Annotated in this window: 13 protein-coding genes; 9 read left to right on the forward strand and 4 right to left on the reverse strand. The window is 41.4% G+C overall.

Features of this window, described 5'->3' with window-relative positions:
• Positions 1 to 224: 224 nt before the first annotated feature.
• The 4 genes from QWZ17_RS05250 (at position 225) to QWZ17_RS05265 (ending at position 5,740) form a co-directional block, all read left to right on the forward strand.
• Positions 225 to 974 (forward strand): DUF4290 domain-containing protein, encoded by a 750-nt coding sequence (locus QWZ17_RS05250; RefSeq protein ID WP_290303957.1) that lies wholly within the window; start codon positions 225 to 227, stop codon positions 972 to 974.
• Positions 975 to 1,422: 448 nt separating this feature from the next.
• Positions 1,423 to 2,730 carry a UDP-N-acetylglucosamine 1-carboxyvinyltransferase gene (gene murA / locus QWZ17_RS05255; protein WP_290303959.1) on the forward strand — a complete coding sequence of 436 codons (1,308 nt, stop codon included), beginning with the start codon at positions 1,423 to 1,425 and terminating at the stop codon, positions 2,728 to 2,730.
• 183 nt (positions 2,731 to 2,913) lie between these two features.
• Complete coding sequence (locus tag QWZ17_RS05260; RefSeq protein ID WP_290303961.1) at positions 2,914 to 4,479, forward strand: ArnT family glycosyltransferase; 1,566 nt, start codon at positions 2,914 to 2,916, stop codon at positions 4,477 to 4,479.
• A 130-nt stretch (positions 4,480 to 4,609) separates the two neighbouring features.
• Entirely contained in the window at positions 4,610 to 5,740 is a 1,131-nt protein-coding gene (locus QWZ17_RS05265; RefSeq protein WP_290303963.1) for a DUF6438 domain-containing protein, read from the forward strand.
• Between the two features lie 5 nt (positions 5,741 to 5,745).
• Here QWZ17_RS05265 and QWZ17_RS05270 read toward each other — a convergent pair whose 3' ends face one another.
• Both QWZ17_RS05270 and QWZ17_RS05275 read right to left on the reverse strand, forming a co-directional pair.
• Positions 5,746 to 6,129, reverse strand: a complete 384-nt coding sequence (locus tag QWZ17_RS05270) for an NTF2 fold immunity protein (RefSeq protein ID WP_290303964.1) — start codon at positions 6,127 to 6,129, stop codon at positions 5,746 to 5,748.
• Positions 6,130 to 6,537: 408 nt separating this feature from the next.
• Positions 6,538 to 7,899 carry a pyridoxal-phosphate dependent enzyme gene (locus QWZ17_RS05275; RefSeq protein ID WP_290304027.1) on the reverse strand — a complete coding sequence of 454 codons (1,362 nt, stop codon included), beginning with the start codon at positions 7,897 to 7,899 and terminating at the stop codon, positions 6,538 to 6,540.
• A 168-nt stretch (positions 7,900 to 8,067) separates the two neighbouring features.
• Between QWZ17_RS05275 and QWZ17_RS05280 the strand changes: the two genes are divergently transcribed.
• The 5 genes from QWZ17_RS05280 (at position 8,068) to QWZ17_RS05300 (ending at position 18,035) form a co-directional block, all read left to right on the forward strand.
• Positions 8,068 to 13,962, forward strand: coding sequence for a carboxypeptidase-like regulatory domain-containing protein (locus QWZ17_RS05280; protein WP_290303965.1), 5,895 nt, complete (start codon positions 8,068 to 8,070; stop codon positions 13,960 to 13,962).
• A 10-nt stretch (positions 13,963 to 13,972) separates the two neighbouring features.
• On the forward strand, positions 13,973 to 14,635 hold the full coding sequence (locus QWZ17_RS05285; RefSeq protein WP_290303966.1) for a hypothetical protein: 663 nt from the start codon (positions 13,973 to 13,975) through the stop codon (positions 14,633 to 14,635).
• 105 nt (positions 14,636 to 14,740) lie between these two features.
• A complete protein-coding gene (locus QWZ17_RS05290) occupies positions 14,741 to 15,721 on the forward strand; it encodes a glycosyl transferase family 90 (RefSeq protein ID WP_290303967.1) in 981 nt (326 codons plus the stop codon).
• 150 nt (positions 15,722 to 15,871) lie between these two features.
• Entirely contained in the window at positions 15,872 to 16,726 is an 855-nt protein-coding gene (locus QWZ17_RS05295) for a cupin-like domain-containing protein (RefSeq protein ID WP_290303970.1), read from the forward strand.
• Positions 16,727 to 16,832: 106 nt separating this feature from the next.
• A complete protein-coding gene (locus QWZ17_RS05300; RefSeq protein WP_290304028.1) occupies positions 16,833 to 18,035 on the forward strand; it encodes an NADH-quinone oxidoreductase subunit D in 1,203 nt (400 codons plus the stop codon).
• A gap of 427 nt (positions 18,036 to 18,462) precedes the next feature.
• Here QWZ17_RS05300 and QWZ17_RS05305 read toward each other — a convergent pair whose 3' ends face one another.
• Together QWZ17_RS05305 and QWZ17_RS05310 are read right to left on the reverse strand one after the other, a co-directional pair.
• Positions 18,463 to 19,557, reverse strand: a complete 1,095-nt coding sequence (locus QWZ17_RS05305; protein ID WP_290303971.1) for a S1C family serine protease — start codon at positions 19,555 to 19,557, stop codon at positions 18,463 to 18,465.
• A 14-nt stretch (positions 19,558 to 19,571) separates the two neighbouring features.
• Positions 19,572 to 20,141, reverse strand: a complete 570-nt coding sequence (locus QWZ17_RS05310; RefSeq protein ID WP_290303972.1) for an RNA polymerase sigma factor — start codon at positions 20,139 to 20,141, stop codon at positions 19,572 to 19,574.
• Positions 20,142 to 20,317 lie beyond the last annotated feature (176 nt).

The following is a 20,317-nucleotide window of genomic DNA, read 5'->3' on the forward strand; positions in this document are numbered from 1 at the left end:
TTTTTTTTTCTTTTCTCCCTTTGACATGAAACAAAAGTAAGAAATAAAAAAATAAATTTAATTTTCAAACTGAGACACTACCAGAAATTTGCACAATAACACTTTTAAGTTATATTTGCGTTACTACAGTAATAACAATTCAATTTTAGCCTCCTGGGCCCTCAACTACGCAGGGAAAAGATGCACGGCTAACTTAAAACTTTCTTAAAACATTTAATAATTGCATGGCATTAAATAACACGCCTGAATTTGACTATAATTCAACCAGGAATAAACTGATCCTGACAGAATATGGCCGCAATGTACAAAACATGGTTAAGTACATTATCGCGCTGCCTACTAAAGAAGAACGTAACCGTTACGCCCAGGTGGTGATAGACCTGATGGGCTTTTTAAATCCGCACCTGCGCGATGTGGCCGATTTTAAGCACAAGCTTTGGGATCACCTGCACATCATATCTGATTACCAGATTGATGTTGACTCACCGTACCCAAAACCATCCCCAGAACAAATTCACCTGAAGCCCGCGCCTTTGCGTTACCCGCATCAGCGTATCAAATACAAGCACTATGGCAAAACCATTGAGCTGATGATTGAAAAAGCGAAAAGCATTGAAGAGCCGGAACGTAAACGCCACATGGTGCAAGCCGTTGCCAACTTCATGAAAATGGCCTACGTACAGTGGAACAAAGATTCGGTAGCTGACGAAAGCATTATTGCCGATTTGTACGCCCTATCTGGCGGCACCCTAAAACTGGACGAAAACGTGAACCTTAACCGTGTTGAGTTTAGGCCAAACAACCATCCGCAAAACAACAATAACAACAATCGCGGGCGTACCAACAATAACCAAAACAACAATAACCGTGGCGGTGGTGGTGGCGGTGCCCGTACCAACAATGGCGGCGGTCAGCGTAATAACAACAATAACCAAAACAACCGCAACCGTAACAATGGTGGCAAAAAATATTAGTTCACTTGTTCATTAGTTCATTGGTCTCGTCTGATGGATTAGGTGACAGGATGAATTGCTAAACTTGTTTAAAAATTTTAGCTGATAGCCCGGCTCTTTGTGATGAAGAGCCGGGCTATTTTCGTTTTAAAGACTTTTTAAAGGATGAGTTTGGTATAAGAAAGGTGCATTAAAAGATATGGAAAGATACTTCAAAAGGTGTTTGCAGGGAGCTGTCAAGTATATTAAAAGGCCTGTTTTAACACAAAAAACAAAGTTTAAGAAGTTTTAGGTCGATATTTTCAAATTTCAAAAAGCGACAAACTATAAAAGACCAATGAACTAATGAACCACTGAACTAATGAACCAAAGGTGAAAAAAAATTATAATCTTTGCCGGGAATTAAAACTCTTTTGGTGGAGTTGGAGTTCAACAATTTGAAACATTGATATATCAATTATAAGCACCTATGACTAACGCATTTGTGATCAACGGCGGGAAACCGCTAAAAGGCGAAATCACTCCGCAGGGAGCAAAAAACGAGGCACTACAGGTAATTTCGGCGGTATTGCTTACCGAAGAAAAAGTTACCATCAGCAATATACCCGATATTAAAGATGTTAACAAACTCATTGAACTACTGGGCGATATGGGTGTTGTCACCGAAAAAGTGGCCGATGCTACTTACACGTTCATAGCCAAAGATATCGACCAGGATTTTTTCCAGTCGGAAGCCTTTAAATCAAAAGGTGGCGGCTTAAGGGGCTCTATCATGATTGTGGGGCCGTTGCTGGCCCGTTTCGGCAAGGCATCCATCCCAAAACCCGGCGGCGATAAAATAGGCCGTAGGAGGCTGGATACGCACTTTTTAGGCTTCGAGAAGCTGGGTGCCCAGTTCAATTACAATCCCGAGGACGGCTTTTTCAACGTAGATGCTTCCAACCTGCAGGGTACCTATATTTTGCTCGATGAAGCATCCGTAACCGGTACAGCCAACATTGTAATGACTGCCGTGCTATCAAAAGGAACCACCACCATTTACAACGCCGCCTGCGAGCCATATCTGCAACAGCTTTGTAAAATGCTTAACCGCATGGGTGCCAAAATCAGCGGTATAGGGTCAAACCTGCTTACTATTGAGGGGGTTACCAAACTTGGCGGTACCGAGCATAGGATGCTGCCGGATATGATCGAGATTGGTTCATTCATCGGTCTTGCGGCGATGACTGGCTCCGAGATCACCATTAAAGATGTGCAGTACAAAGAACTGGGCATGATTCCCGATGTATTTAAACGCCTGGGCATCAAACTGGAGCTGCGTGGCGACGATATCTACATCCCTGCCCAGGACCATTACGAAATTGAGACGTTCATCGATGGCTCCATCATGACCATTGCCGATGCTCCATGGCCTGGCTTTACGCCCGATTTGTTAAGTATTGTGCTGGTAGTAGCCATACAGGCCAAAGGATCGGTGTTAATTCATCAGAAGATGTTTGAAAGCCGTTTATTCTTTGTAGATAAACTATTGGATATGGGCGCCCAAATCATCCTGTGCGATCCGCACCGTGCTACCGTGATCGGCCTGGATAAACAGGTGCAGCTGCGCGGTATCAGCATGACTTCGCCGGATATCCGCGCGGGGGTTTCCCTGCTTATCGCCGCTTTATCAGCACAGGGCAAATCAACCATTTACAACATCGAACAAATTGAACGTGGTTATCAAAATATCGATACCCGCCTTAAAGCCTTAGGTGCAGATATAACCCGGATATAAGGCGTTATTGGAGGCGAAAGGCTAAAGGTAAAAGGCCAAAGGTAGCTTCAAAAGTTGCCATGCAAACCTTTTACCTTTCGCCTTTAACCTTTTACCTACCTTTGGTTTTTAACCTCTCTTTACTATCTTTAGCCCTTGGCATTAAGCTTTGGGCTTTTTGCTTTCAGCCTTAAGCTCCTGAACATGCCCTACAAAAACCGGAAGTCGACATACGTTTATTTCATACTGATTTTTGTATTGATCAAAATGGTAATCAACCTGTTTGCCATTGGTCATTTTGGGTTTCACCGCGATGAATTTCTGCACCTGGTATTAGCCGATCATATGGATTGGGGTTATAAGGAGGTACCTCCTTTTATAGCGCTTTTAGCTAAAATCACCATCACTTTATTCGGTAATTCGGTATTTGCGGCACGCATTTTCCCAACCATTTTTGCCGGACTCATCATTTGGTTTACCGGCCGAATCGTAGTTGAATTTGGCGGGCGCAGGTTTGCCATTACCCTGGCTTGCTTAACGCTTATCTTTTCGCCTGCCTTCGCTGCCAGCGATTACCTTTTTCAGCCCGTTGTGTTCGATCAGTTTTGGTGGGTGCTCACCGTTTGGCTGTTTATCAAATACCTCAACACAACCGATGTAAGGTACCTTTACTGGCTTGGTATGGCGGTAGGTTTCGGGATGCTCACCAAGTATACCATGCTGTTTTTTACCGTAGCGCTTATTATCGGTGTACTTATCAGCAAGCAGCGTAAGTTATTGTTCAACTGGCATATATTAGGTGCTATGGCCCTTGCCATGGTTATATTTTTGCCCAATTTTATCTGGCAGGTAACGCACCATTTCCCGGTGATCACCCACATGGCAGCCTTGCGTAAAGAGCAGCTTGACTACATTACACCCGGTAATTTCATTAAACAGCAAATCACCGTGCATGGCGCGGCGCTGTTTGTTTGGCTAACAGGTTTTGCTTTTCTTATTTTCTCGTTCAGGCTGCGTAATTTTCAATTCCTGGCTATAGCTTATGTGCTTATCTTCCTGTTTTTATTGGAGATGGATGGTAAAAACTATTACCTGTTTGGAGCATATCCCATGCTTTTTGCAGCCGGTGGTTTTGGCTTTGAAAGATGGCTTAAATCAAACGGCCTGGTTTTACGCACTTTAACGGTAACACTTTTTACGCTGCCCAATATGCTACTATTGCCGCTGTTTTTGCCCATCCTACCGCTTGAGCAAACTATAGCGTGCTTTAAATACGCCACCCGACATATCAATGCATTAAAATTTGCTGTAACCTGGGAAGATCAAAAAACGCACCCCACCACGCAGGACTATGCCGATATGCTCGGCTGGGACGAAATGGCCCAAAAAGTTGGCCAGGCGTACAACAGTCTCACACCCGAACAGCAAAAACAAACCATAGTTTACGCCGATAACTACGGCGAGGCAGGCGCGCTGCACCATTACCGCAAGCAATTTAACTACCCCGATGTAGCATCGCTAAACAGTAGTTTCACCCTTTGGGCACCAGATACCCTTGCCTGCAAATACATGATCTACGTTGATGACAGCAATGGCGAAAACATCCGCCAGTTTGTGGCCGGCAACATGATAGGCTCCTATAAAAAGATAGGCGAAGTTGAATATTACCTGGCCCGAGAAAAAGGCACGGCTATTTATTTGTTAACCGATATTAAGTTTCCGTTGAAGGAAAGGTATAGGAAAGAGTTGATTAGAAAGAGGTTGGAGTAAGAGAATCCCCCTCTAAATCTCGCCTAAAGGATGAATTTCTAACTTTTCGGCGGTAAAGAATAATGCAAAGACCACAAAATAACCCTTTTAGTGCTATCGTTTAGCTTGTAACTAAAACCTATCGTATAATATGAACCGCATTTCTATAGGTGTTTTATCGATTACATTGTTTTTTTACTCCTGCAAACAGGGCAAATTACAATCTGCAAATGAAAAAAATATACTTGGGGATTGGGTAAAAGTCAGAAATCCCGAATTAAAAAACAAAAACAGCATTGTTTCAGAGTTTCCTGATTTTGAAAGGGCCGGTTTTAGTTTTTTTACCAATGGTACTTGCAACAACAAAACGGGTTATTTAAAACGGACGGACAGCACAACCATCTACCTTGGTAATCATTCAAAGTATCGGATCTCTGCTGATAGCTTATATATACTGAACCCGGACAATAGCAAATGGGAAAGTTATAAACTCCTCAAACTAACACCCGACACTTTGCAATTCTACCTTCGGGATAGGTTAGCAACTTTCAAACATTACAAGCTAAACACCTATAAATCTATCAATTTTGATAAGATAATCCTATCAACATCCGGCTGCTATGGCTCATGCCCTATTATGAGTATTATACTTAACAACGATGGCACTGTACTATTTAGAGGATTAGGACACACTGGAAAAAAAGGCGACTATGTTGGTAAAATAACTAAAGAGGAATTCCAACAACTGCAAAATAACTTCTTTAAAACCAATATCGACTCATTAAAAAACTTCTACCGGGCTGGGTGGACGGATGATGAAACCATTAGTACGACATTTGTAAAAAACGGTAAAATATATAAAACGGTGGATGATTATGGGCGACAAGCGCCTTACCAATTTACATGGGCATATATACCATTGCGGTATCTATATCAGCATATCAAATTAAAACCTAACCCTACACCAGTTTTCTTTGCACGTTTTAACGAGGTGAGAGGTTCAAGTTTTAGAAAAGATGGTAGTATGGCACCGCATACCGAGTCAGAAACTTTTCTATTATTTGATTATTTAAGAAATGGTAAACAGGTAAATTGCCAATTTAACAACCGCTTTAAATTACACATTGAATTAAGCAGTTTTCCCTATTATGATATTGATACGGATGGCCGCTACTACACATTTATCCAAAACGGCAAGCCCGTAACCATCGATATCGGCTTCAACTTTTACGATATAAATGCCAAAAACCGTGAGTGGAGAAAAATTACCGAATATGACTGATGAGGTTACTTATAGTGAATTAGTTTTATAACCTGCGCGTCCTTTGCAGATAAGATAATTAAAAAGCCGCCGCCATGAGATCCTTCTGGCAAAGTTCCGTTTAATACCCAATAACCGTCAATAAAATATACTTCATAAGGGCGTTCCTGCAAAATTTCTTGCTTCCCATAAACCTCAAACAATATTGGTTCGGCTATTGCTATTGCTGCCTCTTGGGTAGTGATTAGATTGCCGTAATTAAGTTTTCGGTTCTCCTTGTAAAGCAATGCGCCTTTAAGCTCATCTTTCGCTACCTGTAAACCTAATTTTTGATGTTTGGTGCAAGAGCAAAAACTCAAAAAAAAGCATATCATCATCAGGTTGTTTTTAAATATGCCTAATTTTTTCATCGCTCTAATTCTATTTTTATTTCACCACCGGCCGGTACGGAGGCAGTAGCTATCTTATATGCTGGTTTAAAAGCTGATATATCCATATTGGGGCGTCCAAATAAACCACCGGAAATACCGGACAGTTCAAACTCACCAGTTGAATCGGTTTACATTTCACGCGCAAACCCGTTTTGCTTTTTTACTAAAACATTGGCGACGGGCTTCCCCGTTGCTTCATCAACAACATTACCTTTAACATGCTGTACACAATCACACGAAATAAAAAAGAGCCTCAATATGATTATAGTCGACAATTTAAACCACGCATTACTCTTCATATTCAAATGTAAATAAAAAAGGTGCCCTGCTCACGCAAAACACCTTCTAAAAATCTTGATACTTGATACTAACTACTTGCTACTTCTCCTAAGCTGATATCGCATTTATAATATCATACTGTGTAATAATCTCAATTTTACCGTTTTCGTCTTCAACCAATACAGCTATGTTTTCTTTGTTGATCATGCCCGAAATCCTATCGATAGAGGTATTCAGATCCACAAACGGGAATGGCGCGGTACTGATGTTTTTTACCGGTTGCGATTTGATAGATGGGTTCTCTAAGAGCGAGTTCAAGATATCGCTTTCGGTGATTTTGCCTATTACCATACCTTTTTGCGTAACCGGAATTTGCGAAATATTGAGCGATTTAATGGTGTTGATGGCTTCTAAAACCGTTTTTTCGCAATCAATGGTCACAATTTCCTGGGCCTCTTTTTTACTGATGATATCAAGTGCGGTGAGTTTACCATCTTTCAGGAAACCACGATCGCGCAGCCAGTCGTCGTTATACATTTTGCCCAGGTAACGGGTACCGTGATCGGGGAAGATCACTACCACCACGTCGCCTTCTTTAAACATATCCTTCATTTGCACTACGCCGGCCACTGCCGATCCGGTTGAGTTACCGGCAAAAATCCCTTCTCTGCGGGCAATTTCGCGGGTCATTAGCGCCGCATCCTTATCGGTTACCTTTTCAAAGTGATCTATCAGGCTAAAATCAACGTTTTGCGGTAAAAAATCTTCACCAATACCTTCTGTGATATAGGGATAAATTTCGTTTTTATCAAAATCGCCGGTTTCCTTATACTTTTTAAATACCGAACCATAGGTATCAATTCCCAAAACCTTAATGTTAGGATTCATCTCTTTAAGGTAACGTGCCGTGCCTGATATGGTACCGCCTGTACCTACACCAGCGACCAGGTGAGTTACTTTCCCTTCAGTCTGCGCCCAAATTTCGGGACCGGTTTGCTCATAATGCGCCTGGGAGTTACTTAGGTTATCATACTGGTTGGGTTTCCACGAATTAGGCACCTCACGCTCCAAACGCGACGAAACGGAATAGTACGACCGTGGATCTTCAGGCTCTACATTGGTAGGGCAAACAATTACCTCGGCGCCAAAGGCACGCAGGGCGTCAAATTTCTCTTTTGATTGCTTATCGGTACTGGTAAAAATACATTTGTAGCCTTTGATAACAGCGGCGATGGCCAGGCCCATACCGGTATTACCCGATGTACCTTCAATGATGGTACCGCCGGGTTTAAGCTTACCGCTCTTTTCGGCATCCTCAATCATTTTAAGGGCCATACGGTCCTTTATGGAATTACCGGGATTGGTTGTTTCAATTTTAGCCAAAACGGTGGCAGGAATGTCCTTTGTTACCTTATTCAGCTTTACCAGGGGCGTATCGCCAATGGTTTCCAATATATTGTTATACCACATAAATTTAAATTCTACTAATCCGGTATACTTAGCGGGATTATTGTCCAAAAATAGTTTTTATAAACTGATATTTCTTTATGGAAAGTTAAATAGATGTGCATCATATAAGCAAAACATCATTAAAATTTATATTTAAACCGAGGCTTAACAGCTACAATTTACCTACATATGTTATCATTTTACAAAAGAGCAATATCACTTTCGGCTTTATCATGCTTGTTTACCATGGCTGCTTTTGCGCAGCGCCCGCTTACCTCAAGTAAAGAACATAGTTATTACACCTACATCTATAAACTTACCACCGCCCAGGTTGCCAGGTTTTATACCCATCCCGATGATTCGCTTAATGAAAACATCCTTCACCACCCTATTGATTCATTTAAAACCAACACGCGCTGGGAAAACACCTTACCAGCAGGCAACTATTTAAAAGTTGCTGCCGATAAAAACAGGCTCACCTATGCTCTTTTAGAAAATCACTCGGCTTTTATAAAGGTATTGCATAATGATTATGACCATCGTTTCATTATTTGGGATAAACAGGGTAATACTATCAAAAATGCCGCAGTATTGTATAATGGCAAAACACTTAATTACGATAGCAAAAGTGGCACCTGGCACAGTAAAAACACAGAAAAAGCTAGCACTATACAGGTAGATTTTAATGGTGTAGCCAACTTTTTCACTTTGAAAGAAGAAGATTATGAGCCTGATAATGATAAAATTAGCTGGTTATCATCCTTTTGGAAATCAATCAAAAACATCTTTTCAAAAGGTAACGATGATAACAGCCGCGACCGGTATCAACAACATGCCCAAAAACCTAAACCTTACTACAGCTTTGTAATATTTAACAAACCGCGATACAAACCAAACGATACCCTAAGATTTAAGGCTTTTATACTTTATTCAAAATCGAAACTCCCAATTGTTCAAAAGAAACTGGACGTATTACTTTGCGAAGGATCATACACCAGCCGTGGTAAAAAGATAGGCACCGTCAATAGCTATCGTCCCGGCGGTTTTGAGTATAGCTTTGTACTGGGCGATAGCATCCGGCTTGATCAATATTACAACATCGCGCTGATTGACCCGGAATATAAACGGGCGAAGAAAGATGCTGAACAGGAAGAAAGTTTGTATAACGATCCGGCAGTTGTGGCCTATGGCGGGTTTAAATACGAAGAATATGAGTTGAAATCGACTAAATTTAACTTACGAACCGATAAAAAAGAACACTGGCGCGGCAACCCCCTGGCGATTTATCTGAAAGCTACCGACGAGAATGATTTACCGGTGCCAGATGGACGCGTCACGCTTACTTTAACCAACAGTTCGGCATCCGCATATAATGAAAAAAACGTTTTTGTGCCCGATACCCTTTGGACTAAACAAATCGCACTCGATCCCGTTGGTGAAACTAAAATAATGCTTCCCGACTCTATTTTCCCGTCTGCAAATATAAGCTATCAGTTAAATGCCCGCTTCCTAAACTCGGCCAATGAGGAGCGCACCCAATACAAATACCTTAATTTTAATAACAAACGCTTTAATATCAACACCGGGCTAACTGCCGATACGTTGAAAGCGCAGCTACAGGAGTTAGGGAAGCAACTAAAGGGCACCGCAATTATCAGCGCCTTTGATGGCAATGAGGATACCATATCTAAAGTAAAAGTAAACTTGCCGGCAAACATTATAATTAACCCGGCTGCTTACAGCTATAATATTGAAGCAGATAGTACAGATACTGATGTAGAATTAAAAGATTTTAATGGCGGTATCTCGCTGGAATCTGACCGAACTGCCGACTCTATTTTTGTAAAGGTTATTAATGATAGAAAGCTGCATTTTTGGTACTCCGTTTTTGCAGGCAATAAACTGATAGATGCTGGCGAAGCAGATAATTTAACCTACAAAAAAGCATATCAAGGACAAAACATGGTTACTTTTTGGGTAAATTACATATGGGGCGGAATAAATCATAGTGAGCAGGCCCGGTTACTTTACCGTAAAGATTTACTCACAATTAATGTAAAACAACCCACAACAGTTTATCCGGGGCAGCGGGTAACTACAGATATTGTAGTTACCGATAACGCGGGCAAACCGGTTGCCAATGCTGATATTACCGCGTGGAGCCTTACGGGCAAATTTGAAGGCTACCGGGCACCAACTTTACCATACCTGGGTTACAAATTCAAATACCGCAAAACACTTAAACCATTCGATACAGAAAAAACAGACGCGGGCGGTTCAAACAAATTGAATTGGCAACGCTGGAGCAAAGAAATGGGGCTTGATAGCATTGAATACTACAAGTTTACCAATCCTAAAAAAATGTATACTATTGAAGAGCAAGGCATTGATACCATAACTCAAATAGCCCCATTCGTGGTAAAAAACGGGAACATTGAACCTGTACATATTTTATACATTGACGAAAAGCCGGTATATTTTAGCCAGGCTCAGCAGTTACATCGCTATAGCTTTGAGGTTAGTGCAGGGCGGCACCAGTTAAGGTTCAGGACCAATAACCGCAATTTCAGAGTAGATAGTATAATTGTAGCACGCGGCAAAAAACTAATCCTCAGTGTTAATGAAAATGCCTTTGGTGGCGATAAAGTAACAGATACACTGAGTACTTATGAGGCAAACCTGCTCAATAACTATTTTGTGACCATAGTTAACAACTTTGATCATAAAATGGCGCTGGTAAGCCAGGATAAGCTTTTGTATTACCTTAATCCCGCGAGCGAAAATCGTAGCCAAATCCTTACCGGCCCGTTTCCTTCAAACTTTGTTACGCTCGATGTAAAAACCCAGGAACCAAAAACGTTTGTTGCCGAACCCGGCTTTTCATACCAGTTTGAGCCGGGCTTACTTAAACAAAAAAGTGTTCCAGGGAAGTATCCTTTTAATCCGATAATTTCTGGTGCGACTACCACTACCGACTACACCCAATATGTGCTTACCTGGCATGCGGCGGATAGCCTGTGGCAAAACTATCTTGATAACAGGGCCAATACTACCGAGCTGTTTAGAAACAACTTTGAGCCTGATGGTGAAACGGGTAAACTAATCATTGAAAGGGAGGTACGGAAAGAAGAAATACCTGTCCTTATCAGGAACATCATCATTTACAGATACAACGAGCCCGACTTTCTAAGAATTTTCCCGGGGAATAGCACCAACCTGGGACAACTTAAAAAAGGCAAATACAGGGTAATGTTTTTGATGCAGGGGGGCAGGTACGATATTTTAGAGAATGTGAATATCAAACCCTACGGAACCAACTTTTACAAAGTTTATATCACTCCCACCCATCCCCGCGATTCGGTGAGTATTAAGATAATTAATATTGTAGATAGCCGCCCGGACAACCGGTATTATGGGGGTCTTAATCAGGACGATGACGCAACTAAAATAAAAGAGGCTTTTAATGACAAATACACCCCGGTTAGTAATTACCAAAATATCATGACGGGAGTGGTAGTTGATAAAAAAGACAAATCGCCGCTGCCTGGTGTAAGCGTGCGTATAAAAGGTACTACAACCGGCACGGTAACCAATGCACAAGGGCGATTTATGTTAAAAGTACCGGCAAACGGAAAATTAGTATTCAATTACATTGGTTACGAAAGCGATGAAATAAGCATTACCGCGGGAAGCGAAGTGAGCGTTGCGCTCGCTGCATCAGCTAAGTACTTGCAGGAGGTTGTAGTAATAGGTTATGGAGCACAAAGCAAACGCGAACTTACGGGATCGGTAAGTGTTGTTAAAGCGGGTTATTTAAATATGCCATCAACCAATCTAAGCAACGCTTTGGCCGGCAGGGTTGCCGGGGTACAAGTAGTAAACACCGGCACACCCGGCTCTACAGATAAAATTTTTATCAGGGGCACAGCATCACCAGCAGGCGGCAGTCCACTTTATATTGTCGACGGCGAAATAGTAACTAACATAGCTGGCATAAACGTTAACGATATAAATGACCTTAACATTTTAAAATCATCGGCGGCCGAAGCCTTGTATGGTGCCCGTGCTGCAAATGGCGTTATCATCATCACCACGAAAAAGAAAAACCAGGATGCAACGGCGCCCTCCCAGGCACAGCAAACCGAACAAACCTTACGTAAAAACTTTACCGATTATGCTTACTGGCAGCCCAAACTGACTACCGATGCGCAGGGCAAAGTTAGTTTTACAGCTACCTTCCCGGATGACATAACCAACTGGCGTACGTTTATAGCCGGAGTGACGGACCATAAACAAACCGGTTTTATAGAAAACCAAATAAAATCATTTAAACCGCTCAGCGCGAATTTCATTGCCCCCCAATTTGCCGTTGCCGGCGATGAGATGAAACTGATAGGTAAGGTATTAAACTACAATGCCACCCCGGCTACACTCACCCGCACATTTACTTATAATGGCCGGCAACTTAAACAAGATGTATTATTGGTAGATAACTCCAAAATTGATACGCTAAACATTATCGCATCAGCTACAGACAGCCTGGCGTTTGAATATACCCTTAAACAGGATAAGGGCTATTTCGATGGCGAGGAACGTAAAGTACCGGTAATAAAACAAGGCGTTGAAGAAACCAAGGGCATTTTTGAAGCGCTGAACAGCGATACCACCGTAAACCTGAAATTTGATGCCGCAATGGGGCCGGTAACTTTCAGGGCAGAAGCTTCTGTATTACCTACGCTTATAGAGGAGAGCCGTAAGCTAAGGGAATACAAATATTTGTGTAACGAACAACTGGCTTCCAAACTAAAAGGCCTGCTTGCCGAGCGCAGGATTAAAAAGTTCCTGGGGGAAGAATTTAAGTATGATAAAAACATTAAAGCGGTTATTAAAAAGCTACAGGAAAACCGCAAAACCAATGGAACCTGGGGTTGGTGGAAAGATACCGACGAAGAACTTTGGATTAGCCTGCACGCTGTTGAAGCTTTACTGGATGCCCAAAAAGAAGGCTACGCCGTTCAGCTCGATCAACAAAAATTAATTGATTATTTGGTTTACCAATTAGAAAGCTACCGGGGTGCCGATAAACTCACCTGCCTGGAGTTACTGCATAAACTACAGGCCAAGGTTGATTATGCCAAATATGCAGGCCTGGTTGAAAAAGAATATAAGGTGGTTAAATTAAACGCCGGGTTCGCGCTATCAAACTACGATAAATTGAGGTTGATGCTAATTAAACAAGAAACCGGAACAACCATTAAGCTGGATAGCTTACTGGCAAAAGAGCGCCACACGTTGTTTGGCAACGTTTATTGGGGCGAGGATAGCTACCGTTTCTTCGACAACTCCATACAGTTAAGCGTGCTTGCCTACCACATCATCAAAAACGATGGCAAACACCCCGAGCTATTGCAAAAAATCCGTGGCTATTTCCTGGAACAACGCGGCCATGGTGATTGGCGCAATACTTATGAATCGGCCCTCATCCTGGAAACCATTCTGCCCGATTTGCTTGTAAACAACAAACCCATAAAACCGGCATCAATCACTCTAAAAGGTCAAAAAAACGAAACTATTACCCAGTTCCCCTATTCGGCTAAACTTGATGCCGGAAACCTAAGCATCAGCAAAACAGGCGATTTACCTGTGTACATTACAGGTTACCAACAGTTTTGGAATGCAAAACCAGAAAAGGTAAGTAAAGATTTCACAGTAAATACCAGGTTTGAACACCAGGGCAAAAAAACAAACCAATTAAAAGGTGGCGAAGTAGTTAACCTGCAAGCCGAGGTAACAGCCAAAGGCGATGCCGATTTTGTAATGATTGAGGTACCTATCCCTGCCGGGTGTTCGTACGAAAGTAAAGAACAAAACTGGACCAATAACGAAGTACACCGCGAATACTTTAAAGAAAAAGTAAGCATATTTTGCCGTAAACTTAAACAGGGAACATATACTTTCAGCATTAATCTTATACCACGATATGATGGTAAATACACCCTAAACCCGGCCAAGGCAGAAATGATGTATTTCCCGGTATTTTATGGGCGAGAGGGGATGAAATCGGTGGTTATTGCTTCGCATTAGTCATTAGTCATTGGTCATTGGTCATTGGTCATTGGTCATTGGTCATTGGTCATTGGTCATTGGTCATTGGTCATTGGTCATTGGTCATTGGTCATTGGTCATTGGTCATTGGTCATTGGTCATTGGTCATTGGTCATTGGTCATTGGTCATTGGTCATTGGTCATTGGTCATTGGTCATTGGTCATTGGTCATTGGTCATTGGTCATTGGTCATTGGTCATTGGTCATTGGTCATTGGTCATTGGTCATTGGTCATTGGTCATTGGTCATTGGTCATTGGTCATTGGTCATTGGTCATTGGTCATTGGTCATTGGTCATTGGTCATTGGTCATTGGTCATTGGTCATTGGTCATTGGTCATTGGTCATTGGTCATTGGTCATTGGTCATTGGTCATTGGTCATTGGTCATTGGTCATTGGTCATTGGTCATTGGTCATTGGTCATTGGTCATTGGTCATTGGTCATTGGTCATTGGTCATTGGTCATTGGTCATTGGTCATTGGTCATTGGTCATTGGTCATTGGTCATTGGTCATTGGTCATTGGTCATTGGTCATTGGTCATTGGTCATTGGTCATTGGTCATTGGTCATTGGTCATTGGTCATTGGTCATTGGTCATTAGGGCAAGTTGATTCTGCTGATGTTGTTTCAAAATTCTCAAATAAAAACTAATGACTAATGACAGCGAAGCGAAATGACCAATGACGCGAAGCAAATGACCAATGACCTAATGACTGCGAAGCAAAGAATTTGTAGCTTTGTCGCGTAAAGCAACATATGGGTTTCAGGAATTTATATATCGACGTAAAAAAGAATAAGATCCCCTATTATGTTGTAAACATCCTGAGGCAGGCTGTACCTGTATCGCTTTATCAAAAGGCCTTAAACAGAAAGCTTAAATCCATCAAAAAACACGATGAAGCCGCGGTGATTGATAGAGTGAATTATTACAATAAGCTGCAAACAATTTCGCCTATTAATGATGACGCTTTTGCTATAAAAGAGCTTAAGGTTTTTAATAGTCCTAAGGCTTACAACTTTGATCTTTTTGAATACTGGCGCTATTTTAGTCACCATCTGAAGCTGAATTTTCTGTTAGGCGATATCACCCATGTAGAAACTAAACCCACCATCCAAAAAAGCCGACCTGTTGGGGATGATAACCAGAACGCCATATTGCTTAAGCTGGATAAGAAAAGGCATTTCCTTTTTGTAAAAGACACCAAAATATTTGCAGCAAAAAAGAATTTGCTGATCGGACGCGGGGTGATGAGCCAGCCGCATAGGATCAGGTTTATGGAAATGTATTTCGATAATCCCCTTTGCGACTTAGGGCAGGTGAATAAGCGTGGTGGCAATCCGGATTGGATAAAACCGAAGATCAATATTATTGATCACCTTGATTATAAATTTATCCTGAGCCTGGAGGGGAATGATGTAGCCACCAATTTAAAGTGGATCATGTCGTCAAACTCCATAGCTGTTATGCCCAAACCTAAATACGAAACCTGGTTTATGGAAGGCCGGTTGATGGCCGATTATCACTATATCCAAATCAAAGATGATTTTTCTGACCTGGAGGCCAAGCTTCATTACTATATAGCCAATCCCGATAAAGCCCTTGTTATCATCAAAAACGCCAATGCTCACGTTTGGCAGTTTATGAATAAATCGCAGGAAGATTTGATCTCTTTATTGGTGCTTCAAAAGTTTTTTTACTACACCGGGCAAACCCAAAGTATTAGTACGCAACTTTAAAGCCGGGCTATCTTCGCAATTTTATAACATAACCTTAGCAGTTTATTTTTCGTAAAAATCTATCTATAGGAAACAGTAAAATATCACCTAAAACAGCTGTTATATACTTAAATATTTTACTTAAGATTGTATAAACCTAATTGCTTAAACATGGACATCATCAGGAGAGACAACATTACGTACGAAGAATTTATGGAAGAGCATTATAAACCGGGCATTCCCCTGGTTTTTACCAATGCCGCCAAAGTTTGGAAAGCAAATGGCCTGTTTACCCCCGATTGGTTCCGTGAAAATTACCCCGACCGTAAAACCGACGTGCGCGGTACAACACTTACCATTAAAGAAGCAATGGATATGGTTGAAGCCAGTACCGAAGAAAAGCCGGCCGTATACCCTATTATTTTTGATATCCCGGCAACCATTCCCGAGCTGATGCCTTTGATAGATCCGCTGGATTTAAACTACGCATCGCCAAACTGGCTAAAAAACAAAATGTTCAGTTTAGGTAAATGGGGAGGTGCTACAGAAATGTTTATAGGCGGTCCTGGTGGCAGGTTCCCATATATGCACATTGATTATTATCATCTTAATGCCTGGATCACTCAACTTTATGGCGAAAAACGTTTCACCGTTTTCCCACGCGGACAGGAACACTTACTTTACCCTCGTCCGGACGATCCGTGGCGCTCTGAAGTAAATGTTTTTGAGCCTGATTATGAAAAACACCCGTTGTTTAAACAAGCAACCCCTATTAGCTTTGTGGTTGGCCCCGGCGAAACTTTATTTATACCCTTTGGTACATGGCATACAGCATACTCCCTTACGCCAACAATTTCGGTAGCGTTTGATACTCTGAATAAGAAAAACCATAAAGAGTTTATGCAGGACGTTTGGACCTTTAAAAGCCGTCAAAGTAAACTAAAGGCCGTGGCCATGTATAGCTACGCCTGGTTAGCTACCCAAAGTTCAAAATTTGGCGAAACATTGTCAGGTAAAAAATATTAATATCCTGCACTAAATTTTATTGATTTAGCCGGATTAACAGAAAAAAAACTGATTTTTGAAACCCGACCTGACAGGTCGGGTTTTTTATATTTTACAGCGTTTAACTATGGTGGTCACTAATTCCAAATACGAAGAGGCATTAATTAATTACAATAAAAAAATTGCTGATGCCAGCGTTGAGGATATGGTGCTTAACATGGGGCCGCAGCACCCATCAACCCATGGCGTTTTACGCCTGGAACTGATAACCGATGGCGAAATTGTTAAAGAAGTTATCCCCCACATTGGTTACCTGCACCGCTGCTTTGAAAAACATGCCGAATCATTAACCTACCAGCAAACCATCCCCTTTACAGATAGGTTGGATTACCTGGCCTCTATGAATAACAGCCACGCTTTTGTAATGGGTGTTGAGCGAATGATGGGTATTGATAAAGATATCCCCAAACGAGTGGAGTACATTCGCGTACTGGTTTGCGAACTTAACCGCATTGCATCCCACCTGATAGCTATTGGAACTTACGGCATTGATATTGGTGCTTTTACCCCTTTCTTATGGTGTTTCAGAGATCGAGAGCACATTATGGGTATGCTGGAGTGGGCCTCGGGCTCACGCATGCTGTATAACTATATTTGGGTTGGCGGTTTATTTTACGATTTACCGGTTGGCTTTGAAGAACGCTGCCGCGACTTTGTGGAATACTTTAAACCCAAAATGGTTGAGCTTAATCAACTATTAACAGATAACCAGGTATTTATATCGCGCACAGCCAATATTGGCGTGTTACCGCTTGATGTTGCCATTAACTATGGCTGTACCGGCCCAATGCTGCGTGCTTCTGGCTTAAAATGGGATTTACGCCGTATTGATAATTATTCGGCCTACCCCGAACTTGATTTTGAAATACCAGTAGGTACAGGCCTGATGGGGAAGGTTGGCGATTGCTGGGACCGTTATAAAGTTAGGGTTGATGAAATTGAACAATCGCTAAGGATTGTAGAACAGTGTCTTGATCGCCTGCAAAAAGAACTGAAGCGCACGCCAGACTTCGATCCGCGTGCCAAAATGCCCCGCAAAACTATCCCAAAGGCACAAGACTACTATGTACGCTGCGAAGGGGCAAAAGGCGAATTGGGCTTCTATTTTGTATGTGATGGTAAATCAGAGATCCCTACCCGCGTAAAATCCCGCGGACCAAGCTTTAACAACCTATCGGTGCTCCCCGAACTTTCAAAAGGCGTACTCATTGCCGATTTAATAGCCATTGTAGGCTCTATTGATTTTGTGTTAGGCGAAGTGGATAGGTAATCTGTCTGAATCAGAATTTTCAGGATTGAAGGATTAACAGAATAAAAAAACTCCTTTACCTAAAAAGCTTTTTATCCTTTGTTCAAAAGTCCTTTGTCCCGAAGTCTTTACTCCTTACTCCCAAAATGGGCGTTGCCTACGGCCGGGCTCTTTGCTCATACTCCACAGGCCTTAACCACATTGGCCGGTATCCGCGCCGATCCCTAACGCAATTGTCTGAACCCCAGTATTTAGAATTAAAGAATTAGCAGAATTTCTAAAATCCTTTGTCCAAAAGTCTTTGCTCCTTCATCTAAAAGTCCTTTATCTAAAAGTCCTTTGTCTAAAAGTCTCAAAGTCCAATAGTCCAAAAATCCTTGCTCAAAAAAAAGAGACGCCTTCCGGCGTCTCTTTTTAATTATTAATTTTTATTGGTATTTGGGCATTATTAATAAGCTTTAACCATAAACACATAGTTTTTAAGCTTTTTAAGCTGTTGTGGTCGGCTTAAGCCTATCAGTGTGTTTTTAGTACTAATGGTTAAAGATTTGTTTAACGAATCGGCAGGGATATTTTGTATCGCTTTTAACAAGTAGGTTGATTTTTTGGCGAAGGCAGCACCTGCAATATCAGGTTGTTTACCACTGATAATACCTATTAGGTTGCCTTTGTCATCCAACAGCGGGCCGCCGCTATTACCCGGGTTAACCGGTATAGAAACCTGGTATTCTGTAGTATCGCCAGAATGCCCGTTAATAGCACTTACCGAGCCAAGATTATAAACTTCCTCGCCCCCAGGATAACCAAAGGTGTAAGCATTTTCGCCAAGATCGCTTATTGATTTTTTGAAGTTATAAGGAACGTTACCTAAGTCCTTGAACGCTGGATCGTTAATTTGCAATATCGCTAAATCGTATACAGGTTCGGTATAAATAACCTTCGCGTGGAAAGACTCCCCTGCAGCGTTTTGTACGTAGATCGAATCGGCGCCATCAATAACATGATAATCTGTAGCTATATAACCATTTGATGATAATGCAAATCCTGTGCCTCTGTATTTACCGGGGCTTGAAATTCTTGGCTTTAGCGGAGTTCGATTATTATTAATAGTCCTCTCTATTTTTTTTGTTTTATCCTCAACGCGCTTTATCTGGTCCTTCAACAATACAAAGTTAGAATCCTGATTATTTAACTTGCCGGTAAAGAACAATGTACTCAAAATAGCAAATATAGCTATCGAAGCAGCTACCGATATTTTGGAGTGGTGATGCCTCCACATGCTTACTACCCAATTCGGTTTTATCAGCAGTTCTTCTTTCAAAGCATCAACATCAATTTCGCTGTGGATAGCGTCAAGGCGTTTTTCAAGTTCAATACGTTCGCCATATTGCTTTATTAAACCAATAAACAATTTGTGCTCAATTACTTTACTATCAACATTGGCATCTTTTTTACGCAACAATTCAAACTGGTTACGTTCTTCGGCAGTCATTTCGCCATTTAAGTAACGTTCAATTGTTTCTAAAAGTTGATTCTCGCTCATTTATGTACCCTCCTTTACTTCTGCTGAAAAAATAATTTCTTCAGCCTTTGCAGGCATTTATACTTTTGTGTTTTGGCATTATCTGCATTGGTATAGCCAAAACGTTCACAAATCTCCTGCATAGATCTGTTGTTTATATAAAAATCCTCCATAATGGTTTTACAGGGCTCACCTAAAAGCTGAAGCGCTGCTTCCATCTTATTAAACTGAATATCCCGGTCATTATGTTTTTCAACCTCATCATCAACAGGCAGGTACTCCTCAAAATCCCTTATATCCCCTCCGTACCTGTTCATATGGCTCAGCTTTTTAAGCCAAAGCCTGCGGCAAACCGAGTAGATATATGTTTTAAGCTTACTGCTTAATTCAAACTCGCCCGATTTTACCTTGTTATAAAGAACAATAATTGCTTCCTGATATATATCCTTGGCATCATCCTCACTTCCGTTATTGTTGATAATTAGCTGCAATATCATCGGAAAATAGGTAGTATATAACCTTTTTAATACAATTTCCGAATTGTTAAGTATCCCCAGAACTATTTCACTATCTGTTGGCGCCGAAGCTTTTATATCTTTATTCACTCTTAATACTGTTTATACAAAATTGTAACCCATCGTTTAAAAAAAAAGTAGAATCAAGAGTTAAGAGTCAAGAATCAAAGAGAATCGCTATTTTATTTTGCCTCTCTTGTACCTATTCGTCCATTTATCTACGCCCCTAAATTAATACCACAAACGCAAATAAGGTAACCCGGAGT

The sequence above is a fragment of the Mucilaginibacter flavus genome (genome assembly GCF_030409315.1).
Classification (GTDB): Bacteria; Bacteroidota; Bacteroidia; order Sphingobacteriales; family Sphingobacteriaceae; genus Mucilaginibacter; species Mucilaginibacter flavus.